At 67.3% G+C, this 23709-nt stretch carries 20 protein-coding genes; 7 read left to right on the top strand and 13 right to left on the bottom strand.

Annotation, left to right across the window (positions count from 1 at the left end; all coding sequences use genetic code 11):
* Positions 1 to 7 precede the first annotated feature (7 nt).
* The 4 genes from SMD14_RS15360 to SMD14_RS15345 all read right to left on the bottom strand — a co-directional run bounded on the left by SMD14_RS15360 (position 8) and on the right by SMD14_RS15345 (position 2715).
* On the bottom strand, positions 8 to 1192 hold the full coding sequence (locus tag SMD14_RS15360; RefSeq protein WP_321214181.1) for an MFS transporter: 1185 nt from the start codon (positions 1190 to 1192) through the stop codon (positions 8 to 10).
* Positions 1189 to 1731 (bottom strand): Chromate resistance protein ChrB, encoded by a 543-nt coding sequence (locus SMD14_RS15355; RefSeq protein ID WP_321214180.1) that lies wholly within the window; start codon positions 1729 to 1731, stop codon positions 1189 to 1191. Before SMD14_RS15355 ends, SMD14_RS15360 begins: the two co-directional genes overlap by 4 nt.
* A gap of 129 nt (positions 1732 to 1860) precedes the next feature.
* Positions 1861 to 2361, bottom strand: a complete 501-nt coding sequence (locus SMD14_RS15350; protein WP_321214179.1) for an SRPBCC family protein — start codon at positions 2359 to 2361, stop codon at positions 1861 to 1863.
* A gap of 12 nt (positions 2362 to 2373) precedes the next feature.
* On the bottom strand, positions 2374 to 2715 hold the full coding sequence (locus SMD14_RS15345) for a helix-turn-helix transcriptional regulator (RefSeq protein ID WP_157241502.1): 342 nt from the start codon (positions 2713 to 2715) through the stop codon (positions 2374 to 2376).
* A gap of 138 nt (positions 2716 to 2853) precedes the next feature.
* Between SMD14_RS15345 and SMD14_RS15340 the strand changes: the two genes are divergently transcribed.
* The 5 genes from SMD14_RS15340 to SMD14_RS15320 all read left to right on the top strand — a co-directional run bounded on the left by SMD14_RS15340 (position 2854) and on the right by SMD14_RS15320 (position 9858).
* Entirely contained in the window at positions 2854 to 3843 is a 990-nt protein-coding gene (locus SMD14_RS15340) for an ABC transporter ATP-binding protein (protein WP_321214178.1), read from the top strand.
* Positions 3836 to 5467 carry an ABC transporter permease subunit gene (locus tag SMD14_RS15335; RefSeq protein ID WP_321214177.1) on the top strand — a complete coding sequence of 544 codons (1632 nt, stop codon included), beginning with the start codon at positions 3836 to 3838 and terminating at the stop codon, positions 5465 to 5467. The genes SMD14_RS15340 and SMD14_RS15335 overlap by 8 nt, the downstream gene beginning before the upstream one ends.
* Before the next feature lie 72 nt (positions 5468 to 5539).
* Positions 5540 to 6556: a magnesium and cobalt transport protein CorA gene (locus tag SMD14_RS15330; RefSeq protein WP_321214176.1), complete on the top strand. Its 1017-nt coding sequence runs from the start codon at positions 5540 to 5542 to the stop codon at positions 6554 to 6556.
* Positions 6557 to 6578: 22 nt separating this feature from the next.
* A complete protein-coding gene (locus SMD14_RS15325; RefSeq protein WP_321214175.1) occupies positions 6579 to 7583 on the top strand; it encodes an o-succinylbenzoate synthase in 1005 nt (334 codons plus the stop codon).
* Positions 7584 to 7785: 202 nt separating this feature from the next.
* Positions 7786 to 9858: a PhoX family phosphatase gene (locus tag SMD14_RS15320; RefSeq protein WP_321214174.1), complete on the top strand. Its 2073-nt coding sequence runs from the start codon at positions 7786 to 7788 to the stop codon at positions 9856 to 9858.
* A 131-nt stretch (positions 9859 to 9989) separates the two neighbouring features.
* On the opposite strand, the gene SMD14_RS15315 is transcribed toward SMD14_RS15320, so the two are convergent.
* The 6 genes from SMD14_RS15315 to SMD14_RS15290 all read right to left on the bottom strand — a co-directional run bounded on the left by SMD14_RS15315 (position 9990) and on the right by SMD14_RS15290 (position 18062).
* Positions 9990 to 11630: a glucoamylase family protein gene (locus tag SMD14_RS15315; RefSeq protein WP_321214173.1), complete on the bottom strand. Its 1641-nt coding sequence runs from the start codon at positions 11628 to 11630 to the stop codon at positions 9990 to 9992.
* Positions 11627 to 13534 (bottom strand): glycoside hydrolase family 3 N-terminal domain-containing protein, encoded by a 1908-nt coding sequence (locus tag SMD14_RS15310; protein ID WP_321214172.1) that lies wholly within the window; start codon positions 13532 to 13534, stop codon positions 11627 to 11629. The genes SMD14_RS15315 and SMD14_RS15310 overlap by 4 nt, the downstream gene beginning before the upstream one ends.
* A gap of 34 nt (positions 13535 to 13568) precedes the next feature.
* Entirely contained in the window at positions 13569 to 14483 is a 915-nt protein-coding gene (locus tag SMD14_RS15305; protein ID WP_157242995.1) for a carbohydrate ABC transporter permease, read from the bottom strand.
* A 44-nt stretch (positions 14484 to 14527) separates the two neighbouring features.
* The gene (locus tag SMD14_RS15300) at positions 14528 to 15478 is read right to left on the bottom strand and encodes a sugar ABC transporter permease (RefSeq protein ID WP_321214171.1); all 951 of its coding nucleotides are present in this window, start codon (positions 15476 to 15478) and stop codon (positions 14528 to 14530) included.
* A gap of 2 nt (positions 15479 to 15480) precedes the next feature.
* Positions 15481 to 16755, bottom strand: a complete 1275-nt coding sequence (locus SMD14_RS15295; RefSeq protein ID WP_321216284.1) for a sugar ABC transporter substrate-binding protein — start codon at positions 16753 to 16755, stop codon at positions 15481 to 15483.
* Positions 16756 to 16970: 215 nt separating this feature from the next.
* Positions 16971 to 18062, bottom strand: a complete 1092-nt coding sequence (locus SMD14_RS15290; RefSeq protein ID WP_321214170.1) for a LacI family DNA-binding transcriptional regulator — start codon at positions 18060 to 18062, stop codon at positions 16971 to 16973.
* Positions 18063 to 18155: 93 nt separating this feature from the next.
* On the opposite strand from SMD14_RS15290, the gene menD reads away from it, so the two are divergent.
* Positions 18156 to 19910: a 2-succinyl-5-enolpyruvyl-6-hydroxy-3-cyclohexene-1-carboxylic-acid synthase gene (menD, locus tag SMD14_RS15285; protein WP_321214169.1), complete on the top strand. Its 1755-nt coding sequence runs from the start codon at positions 18156 to 18158 to the stop codon at positions 19908 to 19910.
* A gap of 146 nt (positions 19911 to 20056) precedes the next feature.
* Positions 20057 to 21052 (top strand): hypothetical protein, encoded by a 996-nt coding sequence (locus tag SMD14_RS15280; protein ID WP_321214168.1) that lies wholly within the window; start codon positions 20057 to 20059, stop codon positions 21050 to 21052.
* A gap of 28 nt (positions 21053 to 21080) precedes the next feature.
* Here the strand turns inward: SMD14_RS15280 and SMD14_RS15275 are convergent, their stop codons facing one another.
* From SMD14_RS15275 to SMD14_RS15265, 3 genes are all read right to left on the bottom strand, one after another.
* On the bottom strand, positions 21081 to 21884 hold the full coding sequence (locus tag SMD14_RS15275; protein ID WP_157241511.1) for an amino acid ABC transporter ATP-binding protein: 804 nt from the start codon (positions 21882 to 21884) through the stop codon (positions 21081 to 21083).
* A gap of 12 nt (positions 21885 to 21896) precedes the next feature.
* Positions 21897 to 22688: an amino acid ABC transporter permease gene (locus tag SMD14_RS15270; protein ID WP_157241512.1), complete on the bottom strand. Its 792-nt coding sequence runs from the start codon at positions 22686 to 22688 to the stop codon at positions 21897 to 21899.
* 152 nt (positions 22689 to 22840) lie between these two features.
* Positions 22841 to 23644 (bottom strand): ABC transporter substrate-binding protein, encoded by an 804-nt coding sequence (locus SMD14_RS15265; protein WP_157241513.1) that lies wholly within the window; start codon positions 23642 to 23644, stop codon positions 22841 to 22843.
* Positions 23645 to 23709: the final 65 nt, after the last annotated feature.

The raw sequence follows: 23709 nt of genomic DNA, 5'->3' as shown, positions 1-23709 counted from the left end.
GCGCTACCTAGTTGGGCGGGGGCGGGCCGGCCGGGGCGAGGCGGGGGAGGCTGGCCGCTGCTATCAACAGCGCGAGGGCGCCGAGTCCGAAGGGCAGGGCGGTCAGCGTGGCCACGCCCCCTACCAGCAGCGGCCCGCCGGCGTCGCCGAGTTCGCGCCCGAGTTCGGCGGAGCCCATGGTGCGGCCCATGCGCTCGGGCGGGGTGGTGTCCGCCAGGTGCGCGAAACCCAGCGGCGTGGCCGCCCCAACGCCGACCCCGATTGCCGCAGCGGCAAGGAAGATGGTGACCGGGCCCGGGGCGGCCGCGAGCACGCCGACGCCCGCCGCGATGAGGAGGAGCCCCGCCGTCGTGCCCTTGTTGTCGGTGATGCGGTTCCGGTCCCGCAGCCGGCCGATCCGCGGCTGGGTCAGGACGGAGCCGAGCGCCAGGAGGCTGACCGCGGCGGTGCCGGCGACGGCGTCCAGGCCGTGCCTCGTGGCCAGCGCCGGGAGGAATCCGACGGCGGCTCCGAGCGCCGCCGTCGATGCCGCCAGGACCAGCGTGGGAACGAGGAAGCGCCGTTCGCCCACCTGCCGTGCGAGGTCCAGCACGGTGTACCGCTGGCGGGGCAGGGGTTCAAGGTGCGGCACGGCCAGCAGGACCCAGACTGCCGTGGCTGCCGCGAGCACGGACAGGGTGCCGAAAAGCAGGGCGAAGCCGCCGGCCCAGATCAGGCCCGCGCCCAGCAGCGGCCCGATGATGTAGCCCAGGCTTTTCCACGACCCGTACCTGCCGAAGTACGTGCCCGCTTTCCCGCCCCGTGCCAGCCGGGCCACCATGGCGGACGACGCCGGCGAGAACGCGGATGCCGCCGCGCCCTGGCCGAGCCGCGCCAGGGCCAGCATCAGCGGGTCCGCCGCCCAGAGCCCGATCAGGGACAGTGCGGCAAAGGCGAGCAGCCCGCCGACGATGACGGGTTTGGCGCCGATCCTGTCGCTCAGGGCGCCGAAGACCGGCTTGAGGAAGACCTCGGAAACGTCGTACAGGGCGAGGAGGATGCCCAGGTTGAGCAGCGTCAGGCCGATGTTCCCGCTGTGCGCGCCCAGGCCCGCCGCGATGCTGTGGGCGCCGAATGCCGTCACGAACCCGGCGGCATAAAGGGGCGCGGAGACGCTGGCGGCCTTGGCTGCAGCGGTGCGGGCGGCAGTCACGAGTGCACCTCGCCGTAGACGAGGGCGGCAAAACCGTCCAGGGCTGCGGCGCAGTCACCGAGCTTCCGCTCGGCACCCGCCGAAGCCGGGCTGCCGAAGACGTCCTTGGTCCGGAGGGCGCGGAACCAGCGGCGCAGCCGGTCCAGACTCTGCTCCTCCTCCTCAAGCTCGGCCAGCGTGAACTTCCGCTTGGCGATTTCCTTCGCGATTTCGTCGGTGAACTTGCCGCAGTCGGCAACGAATTCCGCCCACTCCTCCGCGCGTGCAGCGGTGAAGAGTTCACGCAGCCTGGCGGCGTCGTCGTCGGCCGGCGCGGTGGTGAGCAGGAGCACCTCGCCGTTTCCGGCGGCGGCCAGCTCCTTGGCCTTCTTCGCGCCTTCGCGGCAGGCGGGCACGTCGGGCGCCGTCCAGGCGCCCTGCCCGACGGGGACCGCGCCGAAGCGCCGGAGTTCACGCCAGACCGCCACCCGGTGCCGCGAAGGCTCCGAGGGTACCTGCACGAGCATCACCAGCCAGGGCGCTTGTTCAAGGGAAGTCACACCATGAAGTGTAACAACTGTTACAGGATCAGGAGTGCGGGTTGCCTCCCTCCCAAGTAGGTAGCGCTAAGTGTCGTTTTGACGCTCCAGAACGACACTTAGCGCTACCTAGTTGGGAAGGGGCGGGGGTCAGCCGAGCGCAGCCGCCAGCTCCTCGATGATCTCGAACTGTTCCCGCACGCCGCCCTCCATGCCGGACTGCGCGATCATGTCCCGGACTTCCTTGCTGCCCGCGTTGGTGCGGATGCGCACCACGGTCGCGCCGCCGTCGGCCTCCTCAAAGGTGACCGTGGTGACCACGGCACCCTCCTCGCTGTCCGGCCGCGTTCCCGGCGTCTCCATCACCTCGGTGTGGACAATCCGCTCGTTCGGGACGATCTCCCGGTACGTCCCGTGGAAGGCCACCTCGAATTCGCCGTGCGCCACCATGACGTACCGCCAGGCCCCGCCCACACGGAAGTCCATGTCCGCCACGGTCATCCCGCCGCGCCGGCCGGGCCACCACCTCCTGACCAGTTCCGGCGTGGTCCAGGCCTTGTAGACGAGATGCCGGGGTGCGTTGACCGTGCGTGTGATGAGGATTTCCTCGTCGGTGGGGAAGCTGATGTCCAAGGTGTTTGTTGGTGCCATTGCCCTGCTCCCTTATTCTTGCGTGTCTTCCTGTTGAAGATCCTCGAGAACGTCATCGAGCAGCTCGAAGCGCTCGTTCCAGAGATGCTGGTAGCCCGAAACCCAGTCGTGGATAGGCTTCAGCGCCTGCGGGTTCAGCCGGTACACCCGCTGCCGCCCTTCGTCGCGGACCACGACGGCGCCCACCTCGCGAAGGACCCGCAGGTGCCGGGACACGTGCGGCTGGGCCAGGCCGAGCAGGTCAACGATCTCGCTGACCGGCCGTTCGCCGGCGGCCAGGGCGTCCAGGATTTCGCGCCGGCGGGGTTCCGCCACCGCGTTGAACGCGTCCGCTGTTGTTGCCGCCCGTGCCATGCCGCGATTGTATATCCATATGGATATGGATTGGAAGGGCTGCGCAGCTGAAAGGGCCACTGGAAGGGCTGCGCGGCACCCTCCAAGGGCCGACTTTCGGCCCTTCACAAACGGATGAATCTGAGTAGTGTCCGGACTATGGAAGCCATCATCCACACTGTTGAATTGCACAAGCATTTTGGCCGGGTGCGGGCCCTCGACGGACTCAACCTGGAGGTCCAGCGCGGCGAGATCCACGGGTTCCTTGGCCCCAACGGTGCGGGCAAGTCAACCACCCTCCGCGTCCTGCTGGGCCTGGCCAAGGCCACCTCCGGCACGGCCACCGTCCTGGGCCTCGACCCGTGGACACAGTCGGTAGAGCTGCACCGCCGCCTCGCCTATGTCCCCGGCGACGTCCGGCTCTGGCCCAACCTGTCCGGCGGCGAGACCATCGACCTCCTCTCCCGCCTCCGCGGCGGCACCTCCGACTCCCGCAGCTACCGGGAGCGCAAGGACCGTCTCTGTGAAGCGTTCGACTTCGACCCTGGAAAGAAGGGCCGCGCCTACTCCAAGGGCAACCGCCAGAAGGTGGCGCTGATCGCGGCCCTGGTGACGGACGCCGAGCTCTACCTCTTTGACGAGCCCACGAGCGGCCTTGACCCGCTCATGGAGGCGGTGTTCCGGCGGGAGGCGCTGGCCGCCGTCGGACGCGGTGCAACGGTGCTCCTGTCCAGCCACATCCTCTCCGAGGTGGAAGTGCTCTGCCACCGCGTCAGCATCATCCGCGCCGGCAGGATCGTGGACGGCGGCACGCTGGACTCGCTGCGCCACCTCACGCGCACGGAGGTTTCCTTCGCAGCGGACGGGCTGGACACCGGTTCCCTGGCTCAGCTGGGCGCTGTGCATGACCTGACGGCCGACGGCGGCAGGGTCAGGTTTGGTGCCGACTCGGACCGTATTGCGGAGGTGCTTCCGGCCCTGGGAGCCCTGGGCGTCCAGGGGCTGACCATCACGCCGCCGTCCCTGGAGGAGCTGTTCCTGCGCCACTATGGTGACACCTCGGTGCAGGCCAACGCGGAGACTGCGGAGAACGGGCCTGCCCAGCACGCCCGGCGGCGGCACCTGCTCGGCGCGAGGGGCCGTGGCTGAGGTGCGCGAGCTCCGGATCCTGTGGAGCCAGCGGCTGCGGCGTGACCGCTGGCAGCTGGCCATCTGGGTGCCGGGCATCGGCGCCCTCGCCCTGTTCTCGGCAACGGCGATCCAACAGACCTACGGCGACGAATCCAGCCGGGCGGAGCTCCTGCAGATAGCGGTTGCCACACCCGCGATCCTGATGCTCCGCGGCCTGGCGCGCGGGGCGGGCGTCGGCGCCTTCACCTTCTTCCAGATCTACTCCTTCCTCGCACTGCTGGCAGGCCTGATGAGCACCTTCCTCGCTGTGCGGCATGCCCGGGCCGACGAGGAAACCGGCGCCGCGGAACTGGTGGCATCCACCCCCGCCGGGCGCCTGACTCCCGCGGCTGCGACGATCCTGCACGGGACCGCTGCCAACGTCCTCGTGGCGCTCGCGGTGTTCGCAGGCTTCACGGCGGCGGGGCTTGATCCCACAGGTGCCCTGGTTGCGGGAGCCGCCACGGGCGCCGTCGGGCTGGCATTCCTCGGTATAGGCCTGCTGGTGGCCCAGCTGATGGCCACATCCCGCGGCGCCAACGGGTTCTCCGCGGCGCTCGTCGTGCTGGCGTACATCCTGAGGGGCATCGGGGACGCCACCGGAACGCCGGACCCGGGCGGGACGGTGGTCACAGCGGGGCCCGCCAGTTGGTTTTCCCCGATCGGCTGGGGCCAGCAGACGTTCGCGTACACCGGCGACCGGTGGTGGCCGCTGCTCCTGCCGCTGGCGCTCGCCCTCGCCTGCGGGGGTGCGGTCTGGCTCATCCTGAACCGGCGCGACAGCGGCGCGAGCGTGTGGGGCGCGCTTCCCGGCCGTGCTGCTGCCCGCCCCGGGTTGAACAGCCCTGCGGCCCTGGCGCTGCGGCTGCAGGCGGGGTCGATCATAGGCTGGAGCATCGGCGGGCTGGCGATGGGGCTGCTGGCCGGGTCCATCGGCAGCGCCATCGCCGCCGCGGACACTGTCAACAGCAGTGTCACATCCGCCCTGCGGGCCATGATCCAGGCGCAGGGTGTGTCCCTGACCCAGCTCATGGTGTCGGCCATGTTTTCGGTCGCCGGGATCCTGGCAGCCGCCTGCGCGCTGCAGGCCATCATCAGGATGCGGCAGGAGGAGGCTGCCGGCACGGCCGAACTCCTCCTCGCCACCCCCGTCAGCCGGATGCGCTGGCTGGCCAGCTACCTCCTGCTGGGCGCGGCCTCGGTGGTCCTGGTGATGTTCCTGACGGCGTTCGGGGCCTGGGCCTCGCTGGCGGCAGCCGGCGAGGACTCGATGGACGCCGGCGCCATCTGGGAGACCGCCGCAGCCCAGCTTCCCGCGGCGTTCATCTACCTTGCCGTCCCGGCGCTGGTGTTCGTCCTGTGGCCATCGGCAACCATCGCTGCCAGCTGGGCATTCCTGGGCGCGGGCGTGGTGCTGGGCATCTTTGGCGGGATGCTGGGGCTGGACCAGGCCATCCGCGACCTCTCGCCGTTCACCCACACCCCTGTTCCGAGTGGTTCGACGACGGACTGGAGCGGAGCGTGGTGGATGCTGGCCATTGCCGTGGCTACTGCCGCCGTGGCCGCGGCAGCGATGCGGCGCCGCGAAACCGGGACAGCCTGACGGCGGGGACGGTTCCTGACACCACCGCCGTGCACCTGCCGGAGGAGGACGCAGACACAAAGGAGGCCAGCCGTGACCATCATCGACAACGCCGTATACGTCGACGGGCTGCGGACGGAGGATCCGGGCAGCCTGGACGAAACCTACTTCGTGCTCCGCCAGCGCGAGGGGATGGCGTGGATCGGCCTCTACCGGCCGGACCCCGCGGAACTGCAGTCGGTGGCCGAGGAATTCGACCTCAGCGCGCTCGCCGTCGAGGACGCCCTGGCCGGCCACCAACGCGCCAAACTGGAGCATTACGGCGAGTGCGTCTTCCTGGTGCTGCGGCCGGCCCGCTACCTGGATGATGTGGAGAAGGTGGACTTCGGCGAGATCCACGTCTTTGTCGGCGCCGACTACGTAGTTACCGTGCGGCATGCCGAATCCCCGGACCTGGCCAAGGTGCGCCGGCGGATGGAGGCCATGCCGGAGTTCCTGGCCCTGGGCCCGGATGCGGTCCTTTACGGCATCCTGGACCAGGTGGTGGACGAGTACGAACCCGTGGCGGCGGGGCTTGAAAACGACATTGACGAGATCGAGGACGACCTCTTCGGGGCGGACCCGGAGGTTTCCCGGCGCATCTACGAGCTTTCCCGCCAGGTCATCATGTTCCAGCGCGCCACCAGCCCGCTGGCAGGGATCCTGCAGGTGCTCATGGCCGGGACGCCGGAGCGGGAGCCCGATCCGGAACTCCAGGACCACTTCCGCGACGTGCTGGACCACGTGCTCCGGCTCAATGAACGCGTGGCATCCTTCCGTGTGCTGCTGCAGAACGCACTGGCCGTGAACGCCGCGCTCGTGGCCCAGCGGCAGAACGACGAGATGCGCCGCCTCACGGAATCCAGCATCGCCCAGAGCGAGCAGGTCAAGCGGATTTCCTCCTGGGCGGCCATCCTGTTTGCGCCCACGCTGGTGGGAACCATCTACGGCATGAACTTCCGCTCCATGCCGGAGCTCGACTGGGTGTTCGGCTACCCGTTCGCCCTTGGCCTGATGATTGCCATGGGGCTGGCGCTCTACGGGACCTTCCGCCACAACAGGTGGATCTAGCCCCCGCTTGTACAGTGGGTCCATGCCCACGCCGCTGCCCACCGTGCCCCCGTTCGAGGAACTCCTGGCCGGCGCGCACGTCGTGAGCCTGCCCATGCGGGTCAAGTTCCGCGGCATCATGGAGCGCGAGTCCCTGCTGCTGCACGGCCCCGCCGGCTGGGGCGAGTTCTGCCCGTTCCCCGAGTACGGCGACGCCGAGGCCTCCCGCTGGCTCGCCGCCGCCGTCGAAGCCGGCTGGCATGGCTTCCCCGCACCGCTGCGTTCCGTGATCCCCGTCAACGCCACGGTTCCCGCCGTACCCGCGGACCGCGTGCCGGACGTCCTGGCACGCTTCGGCCGGGTGGACGCGGTCAAGGTCAAGGTGGCCGAGCAGGGACAAACGCTGGACGACGACGCCGCCCGCCTCGCCGCCGTCCGCTCCGCCCTCCCGGACGCCGCCGTCCGCGTCGACGCCAATGGCGGCTGGGACGTTCCGGCCGCCGTCGAGGCACTCACCCGGTTGGCCGCCGTCGGGCTTGAATACGCCGAGCAGCCGGTGCCCACGGTTGAGGGCCTGGCGCAGGTGCGGCGCGCCCTGCGCGAGGCAGGAACGCCGGTGCTGATCGCGGCCGACGAAAGCGTCCGCAAGGAATCCGACCCCCTGCGGGTTGCCCGCGCCGGCGCGGCGGACCTGATCGTGGTCAAGGTGGCACCGCTCGGGGGAGTGCGGCGCGCCCTGGACATCGTGGCACAGGCCGGGCTGCCCGCCGTCGTCAGTTCCGCCTTGGACACCTCGGTGGGAATCCGTGCGGGACTGGCCCTGGCGGCCGCGCTGCCGGACCTGCCGTATGCGTGCGGTCTGGGGACGGTGTCCCTGTTCGAATCGGACATCACCCGGGATCCGTTAGTGGCCGACGACGGCGCCATCCGCCTGCGTGACGTCGCCGCCGACGCCGGGCTGCTGGAGCGGTACGCGGCTTCCGCGGAACGGCGGGACTGGTGGCTGGACCGGCTCCGCCGCGTCCACGCGCTCCTGGCCGCCCACTAGCCCACGGCGACGCTCTCTCACTTAACGTGCCTTTTGGGCCGACGCTCTCTCACTTAACGTGCCTTTTGAGCCGACCCTCTCGCATATGCGCAGGTCATCAGGGGTTACCGGCGGGTTTACCTCCGGTTCACCTCGCTGACGGCTCCCCGTAGGAACCGGCTGGCAGGGTGAGGGCACCGCATCGATTTTTTGGAAGGCAACCATGTCTGAAACTGCCCGCAAGTTCACCCTGCTGCCGATGCTCGGCCACACCAAGGGCAAGCGCAGCGCCGTCACCTGCGCCCTGAAGTGCGACAACGCCTGCGCAGGCGACGTCTGCAACACCAGCTCCAACAGCTACTTCCGCGACATCGCCTCCGCCACCATGTCCCGCCGCGCCGCCCTGGGCTTTGGCGCCGCCGGTGCCCTCGCCGTCGTCCTCGGCAGCGCCGTCACCTCGCCGGACTCCGCACAGGCCGCCGGCCTCTCCAAGGCCGCGAAGGAAGGCTTCGGCGCGTCCAAGCTGCAGTTCACCGCCATTCCCTCGATTGATGCGATGGTGGACGCTGTCACCGTGCCGGAAGGCTTCACCTGGAAGCCGGTCATCCGCTGGGGAGACCCCATCTTCAACGACGCGCCGGAGCTGGACCTGAACAACCAGACGGTTGCAGCCCAGGAAAAGCAGTTCGGGTACAACAACGACTACACGGACATCCTTGAGATTCCGGGCAGCAAGGGCCGCCGCGCCGTTCTGTTCTCCAACCACGAGTACACCAACGACGCCATCATGTTCCCTCCCGCCATGCCGGCCGAGCAGCAGCGCAAAGTGGGAGCAGCCGCGCACGGGCTGACCGTGGTGGAGCTGGAGCGCCACAACAAGAACCAGCCGTGGACCTACGTCAAGGGCGCGGCACTGAACCGCCGCTACCTGAACAGCACGGTCTACGAACTGACCGGCCCCGTTGCCGGATCGGCACTGGTCAAGACCGTTGAGGACAAGGACGGCCGCTTCATCAAGGGCACCCTGGGCAACTGCTCCGGCGGAACCACCCCTTGGGGCACCATCCTCTCCGGTGAGGAAAACTTCCAGGGCTACTTCGTCGGCAACGGCACTTCCGCCGGAGACAAGCGCTACGGCATCACCAGCAAGCCAACCGCCCGCAAGTGGGAACTGGACGAGGACCGCTGGGACACCCGCAAGCCCGGCTACGAGAACGAGGCCAACCGCTTCGGCTGGATCGTGGAAGTCGACCCGTTCGACCCCACCTCCACCCCGAAGAAGCACTCCGCCCTGGGCCGCTTCAAGCACGAGGGCGCCAACGTCATCATCGCCGAGTCCGGCCACGTGGTGGCCTACTCCGGCGACGACGAGCGCTTCGACTACCTGTACAAGTTCGTTTCCAAGGACAAGTACATTGAGGGCGACCGCAAGCACAACATGACGCTGCTCTCCGCCGGCAACCTGTACGTCGCCAAGTTCACCGGCAACTCACCGGCCGCTGAAATCACCGGCCCCGGGGCAGTCCCCGCCGACGGTGCGTTCGACGGCATCGGCCAGTGGCTGCCGCTGGTGGTGGACGGCAAGTCCGCTGTTGCGGGCATGACCGTCGAAGAGGTCCTGGTCTACACCCGCCTCGCGGCCGACAAGGTTGGCCCCACCAAGATGGACCGCTGCGAAGACGTGCAGCCCAGCCTCCACACCGGCAAGGTTTACGTGGCGTGCACCAACAACTCCAACCGCGGCACCGGAACGAACGAAGGCGCCACCGAGGTCAACCCGCGCAACCAGAACCGCGACGGCCACATCGTGGAAATCACCGAGACCGGCGACCAGACCTCCACCACCTTCACCTGGAACCTGCTCATGGTCTGCGGCGATCCCAAGCAGGGCGACGTCACCTACTTCTCCGGCTTCCCGGTGGACCAGGTCTCGCCCATCTCCTGCCCGGATAACCTCGCGTTCGACTCCGTGGGCAACCTCTGGATCTCCACTGACGGCGCCCCCTCCGGCATCGGCCGCGCGGACGGGCTCTTCAAGGTCACTCTGGAAGGCGCGGAGCGCGGCAAGGTAGAGCAGTTCCTGGCTGTTCCGCGCGACGCCGAGACCTGTGGCCCCGTCATCCACGATGAGGAGCGCAGCGTGTTCGTCGCCGTGCAGCACCCGGGCGAGGACGGCACGTTCGAGACGCAGGTTTCCTTCTTCCCTGACTACGTGGCGGAAGGCACGACGCCGGCTCCCGGCCAGGTGCGCGCACCCCGCCCGTCCGTGGTCCAGGTGTTCCGCACCGACGCCTGATCCCCGCCCGATGTGAGGCGCTCTCTCACCTTTCGCCCCGTCCGGGCCGAAAGGTGAGAGAGCGCTTGGGTTTAAGCGACATTAAGTGAGAGAGCGCTTGGGTTTAAGCGACATTCAGTGAGAGAGCGCTTTTAGCCGATCAGGCCCGCGCCGAACTCCTCGTCGGCGATGAGCGGCTTGATGACCGCCTCCACCTCGCCCTGGACGAAGTTGCGGCGGATCACGTCGTTACCGAATACGTTGCCGATCGCACCCAACACCATGGCCTGGTCCAGCGAGAGGTACCGCCGGGCGATGGTTCCGGACTTCACGGCCACGGCATCGAAGAATCCGCCCTGGCCGTAGGCGCCGAGGTCGTTCTCGATCTTCACGAGGTTGTCGTATGCCTCTTGGGGCTCGTACTCCATGGCGAGGAACGCCGCGTGCGGAGTGACCACGCCGTCGCCCCAGGCCGGCGTCGGGTTGGTGGCCGGCCGGCAGCCCTCAAAGCCCACGTCAACGCTGGTGCGTTCGACGTCGGACGGGTAGCCGTCGCTGCTCATGCCCAGGATGTCCACGCCCCATTCGGAGTACCCCCCGTTGGGGTGGCTGGCCGGGGAGAAGCCCCAGTATCCGTACTGGGCCTCGTCCAAGCCGAATTCGCGCTGCGCCCGTACGGTCAGGGGGTGGTTGATGCCCCAGGCCTTCGGTGCCCAGGTGGCTTCGGGGACGAACAGGTCGGGCATCAGAGCCTCAAACATGTCGCCTCCCCAGCTCGGGACGATCCGCATTCCGCGGTACGTGTAGGCGCCTTCGAAGACGTCGATGCCCATGTAGGTCCGGTGTTCGCCGACGGGCTTCTGTTCCTGCCAGGACCAGTCGCAGGTGTCGGGGAAGACGCGCATGGTGGCGAAGTAGTGGGATGGCGGAATCTGGCCCAAGGCTATCCCGATGTACGTGGCGATGCGCGGCTCGGAGTTGGTGATGTCGTAGTGGTTCATGGTGTAGAAGACGTCGGGGCCCTTGCCGAGGTAGTTGCCCTGGATAGTTTCCACCGTCGGTTTGACGTCGTAGAACCCGCCCCGCAGCAGGCCAGCCGCCACACCCGCCCGGGCGTCCTTGTTGTCGAAGATCCCGAAGTCCATCCTGCCAAGGATGGTGTTCGCCAAGCCGGCCACCTTCGGCTCGGCGTTGCGGACCACCATGAGGGCGGCAGCGAACCAGCCATTGTCGACGCTGGACATGAATGGCGCCACGGGGTTCCCGTTCTCCGGCCAGATGGTGATGACCTCGCCGGTGGCCTCGTCGTACCAGTTGTAGAGCATGCCGCTGGGCTCATGGTGCTTGAGTCCGGCCAGCGTGGTGAGGGTGCGCGTCAGCCGTTCCCGGCACTCGCTCGCGCTGATGATGTTCAGCTCGCGGGCCACCACCGTGCTCCACATGTAGCCGCCGATATTGGTGGGCGACGTGAAGCGGCTGCGCTTCGGAGCGGTGGTGGACTCGCCAATGTAGTCTGCCGGCAGGCCTGTTTCAGGATCCGTCATGGCAACCAGGGACTGCCACGTGTCGTGTGCCCAGCGGTTGATGGTTTTCCGGTCGATGCCCTCTTTGTTCCGCGCCCGGGACAGCGGCGCTCCCAGCCCGGATGCAGCGGGTGAGGCGGACCGGGCGGCATGGCCCGGAGTCGCGGATGCCGCAGCGAGGCCCGTCACAGCGAACGCGGCCGCTCCCGCAAGAAGCTGGCGACGCGTGGCGGTGGAGATGCTTGGGTTTGGTCCAAGGTTGCGGCTCATAGTGTGTCTCCTGGCGTTTCCATGGTTGTTGCGGCGGCCGGTTCGGGCAGGGCCAGGCCATGCCCGAACGGGAAGAGTGGATCTGCGGTGTCGCCCGGTACGTCCGGACGGGAAGCACGCACGGCGTCCATGGACCGGGGGATTTCGAACGGCAGGCGGCCTCTGGGCCCGATGCGTCCGAACAGGGCGTCCAGGAGAGCCCCGTCCGAGACCCCGAAGGTGCCCACCAATGCTGTGGCAAAGCCGGCCAGGGGTGTGAGGATGGCAGGCCGGTCCAGCCGCACGTCGATGACCAGCGGAACCTTTTCGGCCAGGGTGCGGAGCCGGGAGATGAGGCCCGGCGGGAAATCCAGGCTTCCGGCGTGGAAATGCTGCTCCAGGAACAGGTCGTCGCGGTGGTCCCAGGGCGAGTGCAGCCGGATCAGGGCAACGTCCGCCTCGGCGGGATCCTGCACCGCGGTCCCGAAGCCGTCGAGGCTTGCGGGATCCATTCCTTCCACGTACACCGCCGGTGAGCCGGACAGCGGCAGGGCCGGCCCGGCGTCGGACGTCCCGTTGGTCAGCACGGTGACGGACCGGGACTGCGCCCGGTGGCCCTCACGCCGGAACTCGGCGTTCCCCACAATGGCGTCTGCTGCGTCCTCATCCACGAACGGGTTGTCGAACAGGCCCAGCTGGAACTTGACCAGCAGCAGCCGGCGCGCGGACTCGTCGAGGCGCTCCTCGCTGACCAGGCCGTCGCGGACCAGCCCGATGAGCAGGTCGGTGCACTCCTCGCCGCCGAACTGGTCCACGCCGGCGTTGAGGATCTTCAGCATACGTTCGGGCGCGGTGAGCTCCTCAACGCCCCAGGCCCGCGCCGGGAGCACCTGGTCGCCCACGATGTTGTCATTGACCAGTTCCCAGTCGCTGAGGACCACGCCGTCATAGCCGAGTTTTTCCCGCAGGAGGTTGGTGATGATCTGCTTGTTGTAACCGAAACCGACTTCCTCAACCGGCTCGCCGTCGAGTTCAACCCCGACAGGCATTCCGTAGTAGGGCATGATGGCGCTGGTCTTTTCGGCAATTGCCGCCCGGAACGGAGCCAGGTGCTCGTCGAAGCGGCCGCCGGGGTAGACCTGCTCGCGGCCATAGGGGAAGTGCGCGTCCTCGCCGTCGGCCTGTGGACCGCCGCCGGGGAAGTGCTTGGTGGTGCACGCGACGCTGTCCGGTCCCAGCTCCTCGCCCTGGAACCCCTGGAGGTACTCCACCACGTAGGCTGCGCTGATCGCGGAGTCCTGGCCGAACGTCCCGGCCTGCCGGCACCACCGGGGTTCGGTGGCAAGGTCAACGGTTGGGTGCAGCGCCGCGCGGATCCCGACGGCGGTGTATTCCTTGCGCGCGATCTCGGCGAAGCGGCGGATGAGGTCTGTGCTGCCCACGGCCGCGAGGCCGATCGGCTCGGGCCACTGCGAGAAATGGGCGGCGGTGAACGAAACGCCGGAGTTTTCGATGAACGCGTGGCGCGGGTCTGTGGAGATCGTCACGGGAATCCCGTGCGGGGTTTGCGCGGCCAGCTCCTGCAGGGCGTTGCTCCAGCGGGCGGCCTCGCGGGCGCTGCCGAGCGCATGGACATTGAAGTGGTTCATGAACTTGCCCAGGATCACCGTGCTGGTGGGCGATTTGCTGATATTGCCCGGGGTCTCGAGCAGGGTGCCTTCCGGACCGGTCTCGATGACGGTGTGGAACATCAGCCCGGCCTTTTCCTCGAGGCTGAGGCGGCCCACCAGGTCTGCGGCGCGCTCCTGCGGGCTGAGGTCGGGATTTTCGAAGGGATCCATGATCCCGTTGCCGTTGAGGTCCCGGAACGTTTTTCCGTCGGCGACGGGCGTCCCGGGGCGCGGGTGATTCTGGGTTTCAGTCATGGGGACTTTCTGGGGAGGTGGGGGGCAGGGGCGGCTATTTGATGCCGGTGGCCGCAACGCCCTGGATGAAGTACCGCTGGAGGGCGACGAAAAGCAGGATGATGGGCGTGATCACCAGCACCGAGCCGGCGAGGAGCAGCCCGTAGTCGGTGGCGTTCTGGCCCGTGGAGTAGAGGGAAAGTGCCACCGGCAGGGTGTACATTTCCTCGCTCTGCGCCACCACCAGCGGCCAAAGGAAGTTGTTCCACGAACCGAGGAAGGTCAGGATGCCGAGCGTGGCCAGCGGCGGCCCGCACAGCGGCATCACGATCCGCAGGAAGGTGCGCAGTTCGCCGGCGCCGTCGATCCGTGCGGCCTCGATAAGGGAATCCGGGATCCCGGCGATGAACTGCCGCATCAGGAACACACCCATCGGTGCCGCGAGGAACGGCAGGATCAGGGCCGGATAGGTGCTGACCATCCCCAGTTTGCTGATCAGGACGAACAGCGGGACGAACGTCACCACGCCCGGGACCATCAGCATGACCATTACCAGCAGGAACAGGAAGCGCTTGCCCGGGAAGTCCATCTTGGCCAAGGCGTAGCCAACCATGGAGCAAAACAGCAAGTTGCCGAGCACGGTGAACACGGCCACCACAACGCTGTTCAGGAAGAAAGTGCCGATCTGCAGCTCGGTGAACCAGACCACGAAGTTCTCCAGCGTGGGCTGTTCCGGCCACCAGGTGATGGGACGGCGGAGCAGCTCTCCCTGGGTCTTGAAGGCGCCAAGGAACATCCACGCGAAGGGCAGCAGTGTGGCAGTGACGGCGACCAGGAGGACTGCGTACGTCAGTGCCCGGTGTGCCGGCGGCCGGCCGGTACGACGGCGGCGGGCCGGGCCGGGCGGGGCGGCCGGCACCCGGGGGCCTCCCGCCGTCGTCCGTTCGGCTTTTTTGCGTTCTGTCAGCATTTTTTCCGTGGGGGTGGGTGCGGTTTCCGGGATTGTCATGGAGCTCAGTCCTTGGATCGCAGGGCTCGGAATTGGATGAGGCTCAACAGGGCAATGGCTATAAAGAGCACATAGCTCGCGGCCGAGGCGAGCCCGTACTTACCGAACCCGAACTGGTTGAAGGTGAAGTAGCTGACCGAGAGGGTGGAGTCCAGGGGCCCGCCCTTGGTCATCACGAACGGCTCCTCGAAAAACTGCAGGAATCCGACCGAGAGAAGGACTGTGCCCAGGAGGAGGGTGGGGCGCAGCATGGGCAGCGTGATCTTCATGAACCGCTGCCAGGCGTTGGCTCCGTCAACCTGGGCCGCCTCGAGGATGTCGCCCGGAACGGACTGGAGCCCGGCCAGGAAAATGATCATCAGTGTGCCCAGGTTGCGCCAGACAGCAAGCATGATCAGGGCGGGCATGGACCAGGTGGTGCTGTTGAGCCAGTCCGGACCGGCGATGCCCACCCATCCGAGGATCACGTTCAGCAGGCCGTCAGGCTGGAGGATGAACCGCCACACCACGGCCACGGCCACGATGCTGGTGACCACCGGGGTGTAGAAGCCCACGCGGAAGGCGGTGCGGAAGCGCGTGATGCCGCTGTTCAGGGCAACTGCGAGGGCGAGGGCCAGGACGGTGGTGAGGGGAATGCCGGCCAGCACGAAGTAAGCCGTGTTCAGGACCGAGTGCAGGAACTGGGGGTTCCGGAACAGTGCGGTGTACTGGTCAAGCCCCACGAATCCCACGGACAGCGGGTTTTCGATGTCGCGGCTGGTGAAATCCGTGAAGGACATCACAAACGATGACACCAGCGGACCCAGCATGAACACGCCGAAAATGAGGACGAAAGGCAAAGCGAACAGCCATGCCGTCACGGCGTTGCGACGCCGGCGCGAACCGCCAGGCCTGGCCGGACCCCTGCCGGCACCCCGTGAGGTGCCGGCAGACGTCGTGGTGGTGGTTGCAGCCACTGTTACTTCCCGGTGCCGATCGAGTCTGCGGTCTGCTGCAGGGATTTCAGGGCGTCGGCGGGGTCTTTTCCTGCCTTGACGATCTGTTCAATCTCGGAGTCTGCGGCTGCCGAAACCTGGGTCCAGGTCTGGACTGCGGGCGGGTTGTCGGTGGTCTTCAGCTGCTCACCGAAAACGGAGAGCTTGCTGTCGTCGGCCAGGGTCGGGTCTTTCCAGGCAGTCTGCTGGGACGGCAGGTCACCGGTTGCCTTGTACCACTTGAGCTGCACCTCCGGCTTGGACAGCCACTGGAGGAGCTTCCAGGCCGAATCGCGGTTTTCGGACTTCTTGAAGACCACCATGTTGGAGCCGCCCACGAAGGATGTGGCGGTCTTTGCCTTCGGCATCGGAGCCACCTTGTACTTGTCGGCGAATCCCTCGCCGCCGGTCTTGTTCAGCAGACCGACGTGCCACGGGCCGCTGATCATCATCGGCGCGGAACCGTCCACGAACGAGGCCTCGGCCGTGGTCCCGGTGGAGACCGCCTTGGAGGCGATGCCGTCCTTGAAGAACCCCGCGTAGTACTTGAGGGCCTCGGCTGACTCCGGGGTGTCGAGCGTCCACTTGGTGCCGTCGTCGTTCATAAGCTTGGCGCCGTTGGACCACTGGAACGGCAGGGTGGCCTGGTACGAGTCGGCGCCGCCGGTAGGCAGCTGGACGCCGAATTTGGCGCCGGCCTTGGTCTGGAGCGCCTCAGCCAGGGCCCTGAAGTCCTCCCAGGTCGCGGGTGCCTTGGTGATGCCGGCCTTTTCCGCCAGGTCGCTCCGGTAGTAGACCACGCGGGTGTCCACATACCAGGGCACGCCGTACTTGGTTCCTTCGACCTCGGTGGACTTCAAGGAGCCCGGGAAGAAGGAGCTGGTGTCGATTTCGGCCGGGGTCGGGTCGAAGGCGGTGCTGAAGTCACCCATCCAGGTGGTTCCCATCTGGGCCACGTCAGGTGTGGTGCCGCCGGCGATGGCGGTCTGGTACTTGCTCAGCGCGGCATCCCAGGGGATGGCCGTGACATTGACTTTGACGCCGGGGTTCTCGGATTCGAAGTCCTTCAGCAGCGCCGGCAGGGCCTCGCCTTCAGCGCCCTGTGCCCACACTGTGAGGGTGCCGGTCGCTGGACCAGATGCGACGGCTTTGGCCGGAGAGGTTGCTGCCGGACCGGCGGAGTCCCGTCCGCAAGCAGTCAGAAGCAACGCTGCGGCGATGCCGACGGCTGCTGCCTTCTTGGCATTGGCATGGATCATCATTGTTCCTTTCGGGGGTTCCGCGAGCCGGCAGGCCGAACTGAGCGGAGGAGGCAGGAGCAGGGGAGTCATCCCGCCGAAAATTATCTAAGCGCTTTGATTTACGGTGTAAACCAATCTAAGCGCATTGAATGTGAGTTTGGCAACAGCTGCCGCCAACTTTCTCAAAATGGCCGGGCTCCCACGAAGTTGCGCCCCGGCGCGGGCAGGCGTGCTCAGCCCGGGCGGCAGCCGCAGCTTTCGCGAAGGACCATGCGGACCGGCAGGCGAAGCTCCACCGGGGGCTTTTCGGGGTGGTCAAGCCTGTCCAGCAGCAGGTCCACCATGGTCCGCCCCATCCGCTCCATGGGCTGGCGCACTGTGGTCAGCGGCGGCCGGATGACGCGCCCGGCGGCGATGCCGTCGAAGCCAGTGACGGCCACGTGCCGGGGCACGTCAACTCCGGCCTCCGCCAGCATGTCCATTACCACCAGCGCATCCTGGTCGGTGGCGCACACGAAGGCCTGCGGCAGGGTACCGAGCCTGCAGAGGGTCCGGACGGTTTCCGCGACGGCGGTTTCGCTGCCGGCCGGGTAGCAGGGATCGTGGCGCATCCCCACGCCGGCCTCTGCCAGTGCCGCTTGGAAGGCTTCGAGCCGTTCGTCGTTGTCGGAGGACGGCATGGCGCCAATGAACATCAGTTCGGTCAGCCCGTGCACGTCGACCAGGTGCTCCGTCATGGCCCGCATGCCGGCGGCGTTGTCCACGGTCACATGGTCCACGCCGCGGTTGCGCAGGCTCTCCGAAACCTCCACCACGGGAATGCGGCGGGCTATCCGGGTCAGTGCATCGACGGGTACCGACCGCGGAAAGACAGCAAGTCCGTCAACCCGGCCCGCAATGTCGGAGAGCACGGCCTCGTTGTTGGCCGGATTGCCGCCGCCCACCAGCAGCGCCTGCCCCCGGCGCCAGCACTCCAGTTCAACACCGCGCTGGACCTCATCCACATACAAGGGGAACAGGCGGAGGTCCCCGTCCTCGCGGTCGCCCTCCGACGCCGGATCCTGCGGGAGTTCGCCCTGCCCACCGGGACGTGCTGAAGGGTCCAGCAGGTAATCGTAGGCGAACAGGCCCAGGGCGCCGGTCCTGCCGCGCGCCAGGCCGCGGGCGCTCGCGCTGGGGACATAGCCCAGTTCCTGCGCCGCCGCCAGCACCAGTTCGCGGGTCGAGGCCTTGACCTTTTCCGGCTGCCTAAAGGTGAACGAGACGGTGGCTATCGACACGCCTGCCCGCTCCGCGACGTCGTAAACAGTGGGGCGCTTTGCCATGTGATTCTCCTTCTGGTCAGAGTCTATGCGCTTAGTACAGAACCGGGGGAGCGCCGGACCCGGAACGCACCGGCCGGGTGGCAGACTGGTTTGGTGACTTCGCACAACGATTCCGCTCCCGGCACTTCCCCGACAGGCTCACCGGACGCCGCCCCTTCGCTCAGCGCCATCGCGGCGGCGAGGATCGCCGTCGGGGTTTTGATCGACGGCGGCGTGCAGCACGTGGTGGTTTCACCCGGTTCCCGCTCGGCCCCCATGGCGTACGCGCTGGCCGAAGCGTCAGCTGAAGGCCGCGTGGAACTGCTGGTGCGGATCGACGAGCGCTCCGCCGGGTTCACTGCGCTGGGCCTGGCGCTGTCTACCGGCTCTCCGGCGGCCGTGCTGACAACGTCCGGGACCGCCGTCGGAAACCTGCTGCCCGCCGTCATGGAGGCCAACCACGCTGCGGTTCCCCTGGTTGTGCTGTCCGCCGACCGTCCCGACGAGCTCCGCGGCACGGGCGCCAACCAGACCACCATCCAGCCGGACCTCTTCGGCGACCAGGTGCGCTTCGCCGCCGATGTGCCCGCGGGATCGGACCCCGCGCGCGCTATCCGGACAGGCCTGTCAGCCGCCACCGGCGCCTTCCCGGAACTCCCGCCGGGCCCCGTCCAGCTCAATCTCGCGTTCCGCGATCCACTGGTCCCCTCCCCGGGGGAGGCGCTCCCGCCGGCGGCCGGGCGGCAGCGCTACCGGGTCGGCACCGAGCCCCTCATCATGAACCTGCCGCCGGCTTCAGCAGGGCTGCCGGAGCGGCGGACGGTGGTCCTGGCAGGGCACGACGCCGGGCCCGTCGCCGAAGCGTTCGCCCGCGCCCACGGCCTGCCGCTGCTGGCGGAGCCGTCATCCAACGCACGCTTCGGCCCGAACGCCGTGGGGCCGTACCGGCTTCTGCTGGAGCACTTCGGGCCAGGGTCCGTGATGCCGGTCGAACGCGTGGTGTTGTTCGGCCGCCCCACCCTGTCCCGCCCGGTGGCAGCCCTGCTGGCCCGTGCAGAGGTTCCGTCCGCCCTGTACCAGCCGGTTCCCGTAGCCTGGTTCGAGCCCGGCCGCCGCACCGAACTGCCGCTGGAAAACCTTGCAGACCTGGCGGAATTCGCGGGCCGCGGGACGCCGGAATGGCTGGATACCTGGCTTCTGGCCGGCTCCGCAGCCCAACATGCCCTCGATGGAATACTTTCCGCCGACACCGCCGCCACCGGCCCGTCAGTGGGGTCGCTGGTGTGGAAGCACAGCGGAGGCCAACTGCTGCTGGGATCTTCCAATGGAATCCGGGACGTGGACCTGGCCGGGGTGCCCGCCCCGGAACCAGCCGCCACGGTCTATGCCAACCGCGGGCTGTCAGGCATTGACGGCACCATCTCCACGGCTACCGGCATAGCGCTCGGGGGCCGGCAGGAAACCACCGTCCTGCTGGGGGATGTCACTTTCCTGCACGACGCCGGCGGGCTGTTCCTCGGTTCCGGGGAGGAACAGCCGCAGCTCCGGATCGTGGTCCTGAACGACTCCGGCGGTGCCATCTTCGACCTGCTGGAACATGGTGCGGTGCGCGAGGCCGGAACCTACGGGGACGCCGTCGAGCGCCTCTTCGGTACCCCGCACACAGTGGACCTCTCGGCACTCGCCGCAGCGTACGGCGTCGGGCATTCAGTGGTGGGTACGACGGCGGGACTCGCCGAGGCGCTTGCCCGGCCGGTCGAAGGCCGCACCATCGTGGAGGTCCGCACGGACCGGCACGGCCTGCGCGCCCTGCACGCGCGGATCACGGAAGCCGTAGCCGCGGCCGTCGGGGGAGTGCTGGCCCGGTGACGGCGGCCGGATCGGGTCTGCGCTACCCGTTCGGACATCGGCCCCCGGGAACCGGGTAGCGGACATCCGAATCGGGCGCGCCACCTTAATCCACATACACGTGATCGGGCATTACGGCGGCGTACACGCCCCGCAATTATGGCTGGATGGACACCAACGCACTCATACTCAGCAGCGATTATGCCCGCCTTGGCAAAGACTCCCGGGAACTTGCACGGAAGTGCGCAGCGGGGGAGTTGCGCCGGATCAGGCAGGGCGTATACGTTGCCGAGCCCGTCTGGAAAGCCCTCAAGCCATGGGACCGGTATCCGCTGCTGATCCTGGCCACAGCCACCACATTGAGGACGCGGAACGTGTTTTGCCTGGAATCGGCGGCAGCCCTTTGGCGCATTCCGCTCCTGGGGGCCCAGAAGGTGGTCCATGCCTGCACCGACGATGCGGCCGGTGGCCGGTCAAAGGCAGGAATCAGCCGCCACCGCATCAGCGTGAGTGGTTCGGAGATTTGCGAGCGTACAGGGCTCCTGGTGACCTCAAGGGAGCGTACTGTCCTGGACCTAGGCGCTCTGCGGCCGTTTGAGCAGGCCGTCATTGCCTTCGACCACGTCCTCAAACCGGACGCCGTTACGGGGCTGCCACCCCTGGACAGGGAGTCTTTGAAGGCGATGGCAACCGAAAGATACAGTGCCGCCGCGGCCAGGCGCATCAGTACGGCACTGGACTTCGCCGACCCGAATTCCGGATCACCGGGTGAATCCTTGAGTCGCGCCTACATGTTCCTTGGAGGGTTTCCCATCCCCTTGCTTCAGTGCAGGGTGGCGGACAGGAAAGGCTTTGTGGCCTACCTCGACTTCGAATGGGGCGTGGAAAGAATAGCAGGCGAGTTTGATGGTCTCATCAAGTACCAGAAACCGGAGTTTCTGCGGGGCCGCACTGTCTCCGAGGTGGTGATTGCCGAAAAAAGGAGGGAGGACCGGGTCCGTGCAACTGGACGGAGGGTTGTCCGGTGGACCTGGGCTGAGCTGCGGGATGCGGAGACTTTTGCGGCCTTCCTTATCGCGGAGGGGGTGCCCAAGCTACCGCTTCGCGCCACCATTCCGGGTGTTCGCGCCCGAAAAGGACAGCCGCCATCCGGGGCCGGATAGCGGCTGTCCTTTTCGGGCGCGAAACGCGCTACTCCTCGAGGCCGATGTGCGTCGGATCGAGGACGCGGCGCAGGAACTCCTTGGTGCGGGGCTGGGTGGGGGCGGCAATGACCTGCTCGGCCGCGCCTTCCTCCACCACAACGCCGCCGTCCATGAACACCACGCGGTCCGCCACCTCGCGGGCGAAGCCCATCTCGTGGGTCACCACCAGCATGGTCATGCCCTCCTTGGCGAGGTTCCGCATGACGGAGAGGACATCGCCCACGGTCTCGGGATCCAGCGCGGAGGTGGGCTCGTCGAAGAGCATCAGCTCCGGGTCCATGCTGAGCGCCCGGGCAATGGCCACACGCTGCTGCTGGCCACCGGAGAGCTGGTCCGGGAAACGGTCCGCGAGGTGTCCCAGGCCCACGCGCTCAAGGTTGTGCATGGACACCTTGTCCGCCTCGGCCTGGGAGCGCTTGAGGACCTTCGTTTGGGCGATGGAGCAGTTGCGCTTGGCGTCCAGGTGCGGGAACAGGTTGAACTGCTGGAACACCATGCCTACCTTGCGGCGCATTTTGTCGATGTCCACGTCGGGGTCGGTGGCTTCGAATCCGCCCACGTGGATGGCGCCCTCATTGGGCTGCTCCAGCAGGTTCACGCAGCGCAGCAGGGTGGACTTGCCGGAGCCGGACGGGCCGATCAGGCACACCACTTCACCCGGCGCCACGTCCAGGCTGATGCCCTTGAGGACTTCGTTGCTGCCGTAGGACTTGCGCAGGTCCTTGATGGACACGCCGGCCGCGTGGACGGGACCCGTGTGATTGCGGGAGTGAATTACGACGTCGTTCATGGTCTTCCCTGCCTATCGATTGTTCCGCGCGGTGCGGCTTTCGAACTTCCGGGCCAGGAAGCTCAGGGGGATGGTGATCACCAGGTAGAAGGCGCCGGCCACGAGGAGCGGCGTCAGGCCGGCACCGAGGCTTGAGATGCCGTCGCGGCCAAACTTGGTGAGTTCGTACTGGGAGGCGGTGAGGCCCAGGACATAGATCAGGGACGAGTCCTTGGTGAGCAGGATGACCTCGTTGGTCAGCGGCGGCAGGACAATCTTGAAGGCCTGCGGGATGACGATGGTCACCATGGCCCGCCACTGGGGCATGCCCAGCGACCGGGCGGCTTCCAGCTGGCCCTTCGGCACCGCCTGCAGGCCGGCGCGGAGGGTTTCGGCGATGTACGCCGAGGCCACCATGCCGAGTGAAACCATCACGATCACGGTGATGTTCCACGAGACGCCGAACGCCAGCGGCACGCCGTAGCCGAAGGCAATGAAGACCAGCAGCGCGGGGATGCCGCGGAAGAACTCGATGTAGCCGGTGGCGATCCAGCGGTAGAGGGGGAAACTGGAGAGCTTCATCAGGGCCAGCAGCAGACCGCCGGAGAGGCCCACGATGAAGCCGAGGACGGTATAGATCAGGGTGTTGACCAGGCCGGTGACAAAGATGCCCGGGAACATCGGCCCGATCTTGGCGAAGTTGAAGACGCTGTTGCCGATGGTCTTCCAGTCGGTGGCCAGGATCAGCGCGGCGATGGCCACAACAAAGATTCCGGCTTGGACGTACAGGCTTACTCTGGCTCGTTGACGTGCGGTCATTGCCATGGGGTGCTCACATTCGTAGTGCGTGGCAGAGGCCCCGGACGGACTGGGTACAGCTCGTCCGGGGCCCCAACTGCGGAGTTCTCAAGGCGGCGTAGTCCTCAGTGCCGTGCAGGACCCGGGGCGGGGCCTTCGCGGCGACTACAGTGCCGTGGTTACTTGGCGGTTTCGCCGAACCAGGTGGTCTTGAACTTTGCCAGGGAGCCGTCGTCGGTCAGGCGCTTGAGCGTGCCGTTGACCTTCTCCGCCATGGCGGTGTTGCCCTTCTTGATGGAGATGCCCAGCTGCTCGCCGGTGGCAAAGTCCTCAACGCTCTTGAACTTGGGCTGGTCCTTGATCGCGTAGCCCAGGACGGACTGGTTGCCCAGGGCGGCGTCGATGGTGCCGGCCTCGAGGGCCTGCACCAGGAGGCCGGTGTCCTCGAACTGCTGGGCGTCGATGCCCTTTTCCTGGGCGTAGTCGGCGCCGGTGGTGGCCTGCTGGACGCCCACCTTCTTGCCCTTGGCGTCGTCCAGGCCCTTGATGCCGGAGTCATCGCTGGCAACCAGGGCCAGGTCGTCATCCAGGTACGGGGTGGAGAAGTCCATCACGGACTTGCGGGTGTCCGTGATGGAGATCGAGGAGATCCCCAGGTCGCACTGGGTCAGTGCGGTACCGGTCTCGATGGCCTCGAAGGAGCTGTCCACGATGCTCAGTTCTGCACCGAGGTCCTTGGCGACCTCCTTGGCGATGTCGATGTCGAAGCCGACGGTCTGGCCGTCCTTCTCGAACTCGAACGGCTCGTAGGGGATGTCCGAGCAGACCGTGAGCTTGCCGGCGTTGATGAGCTGGATGCCGCCTGCGGAGGCAGCCGGGGTGGAGCTTCCGCCACCGCAGGCCGTGAGGGTGAGGGCGCCGACGGCGAAGAGTGCTGCTGCCTTGGCGGTCATTTTGGCCGTGGCCAGGGACTTGAGCTGCATGTTTTCTTACCTTTTGTTGCGGGGAGTATGTGGTGCTAAATCGGTACATAGTGTAGCGCCGATTA

It is taken from the genome of Pseudarthrobacter oxydans (genome assembly GCF_034258515.1).
Classification (GTDB): Bacteria; Actinomycetota; Actinomycetes; order Actinomycetales; family Micrococcaceae; genus Arthrobacter.
This window is presented reverse-complemented; position numbering and strand designations above follow the sequence as displayed.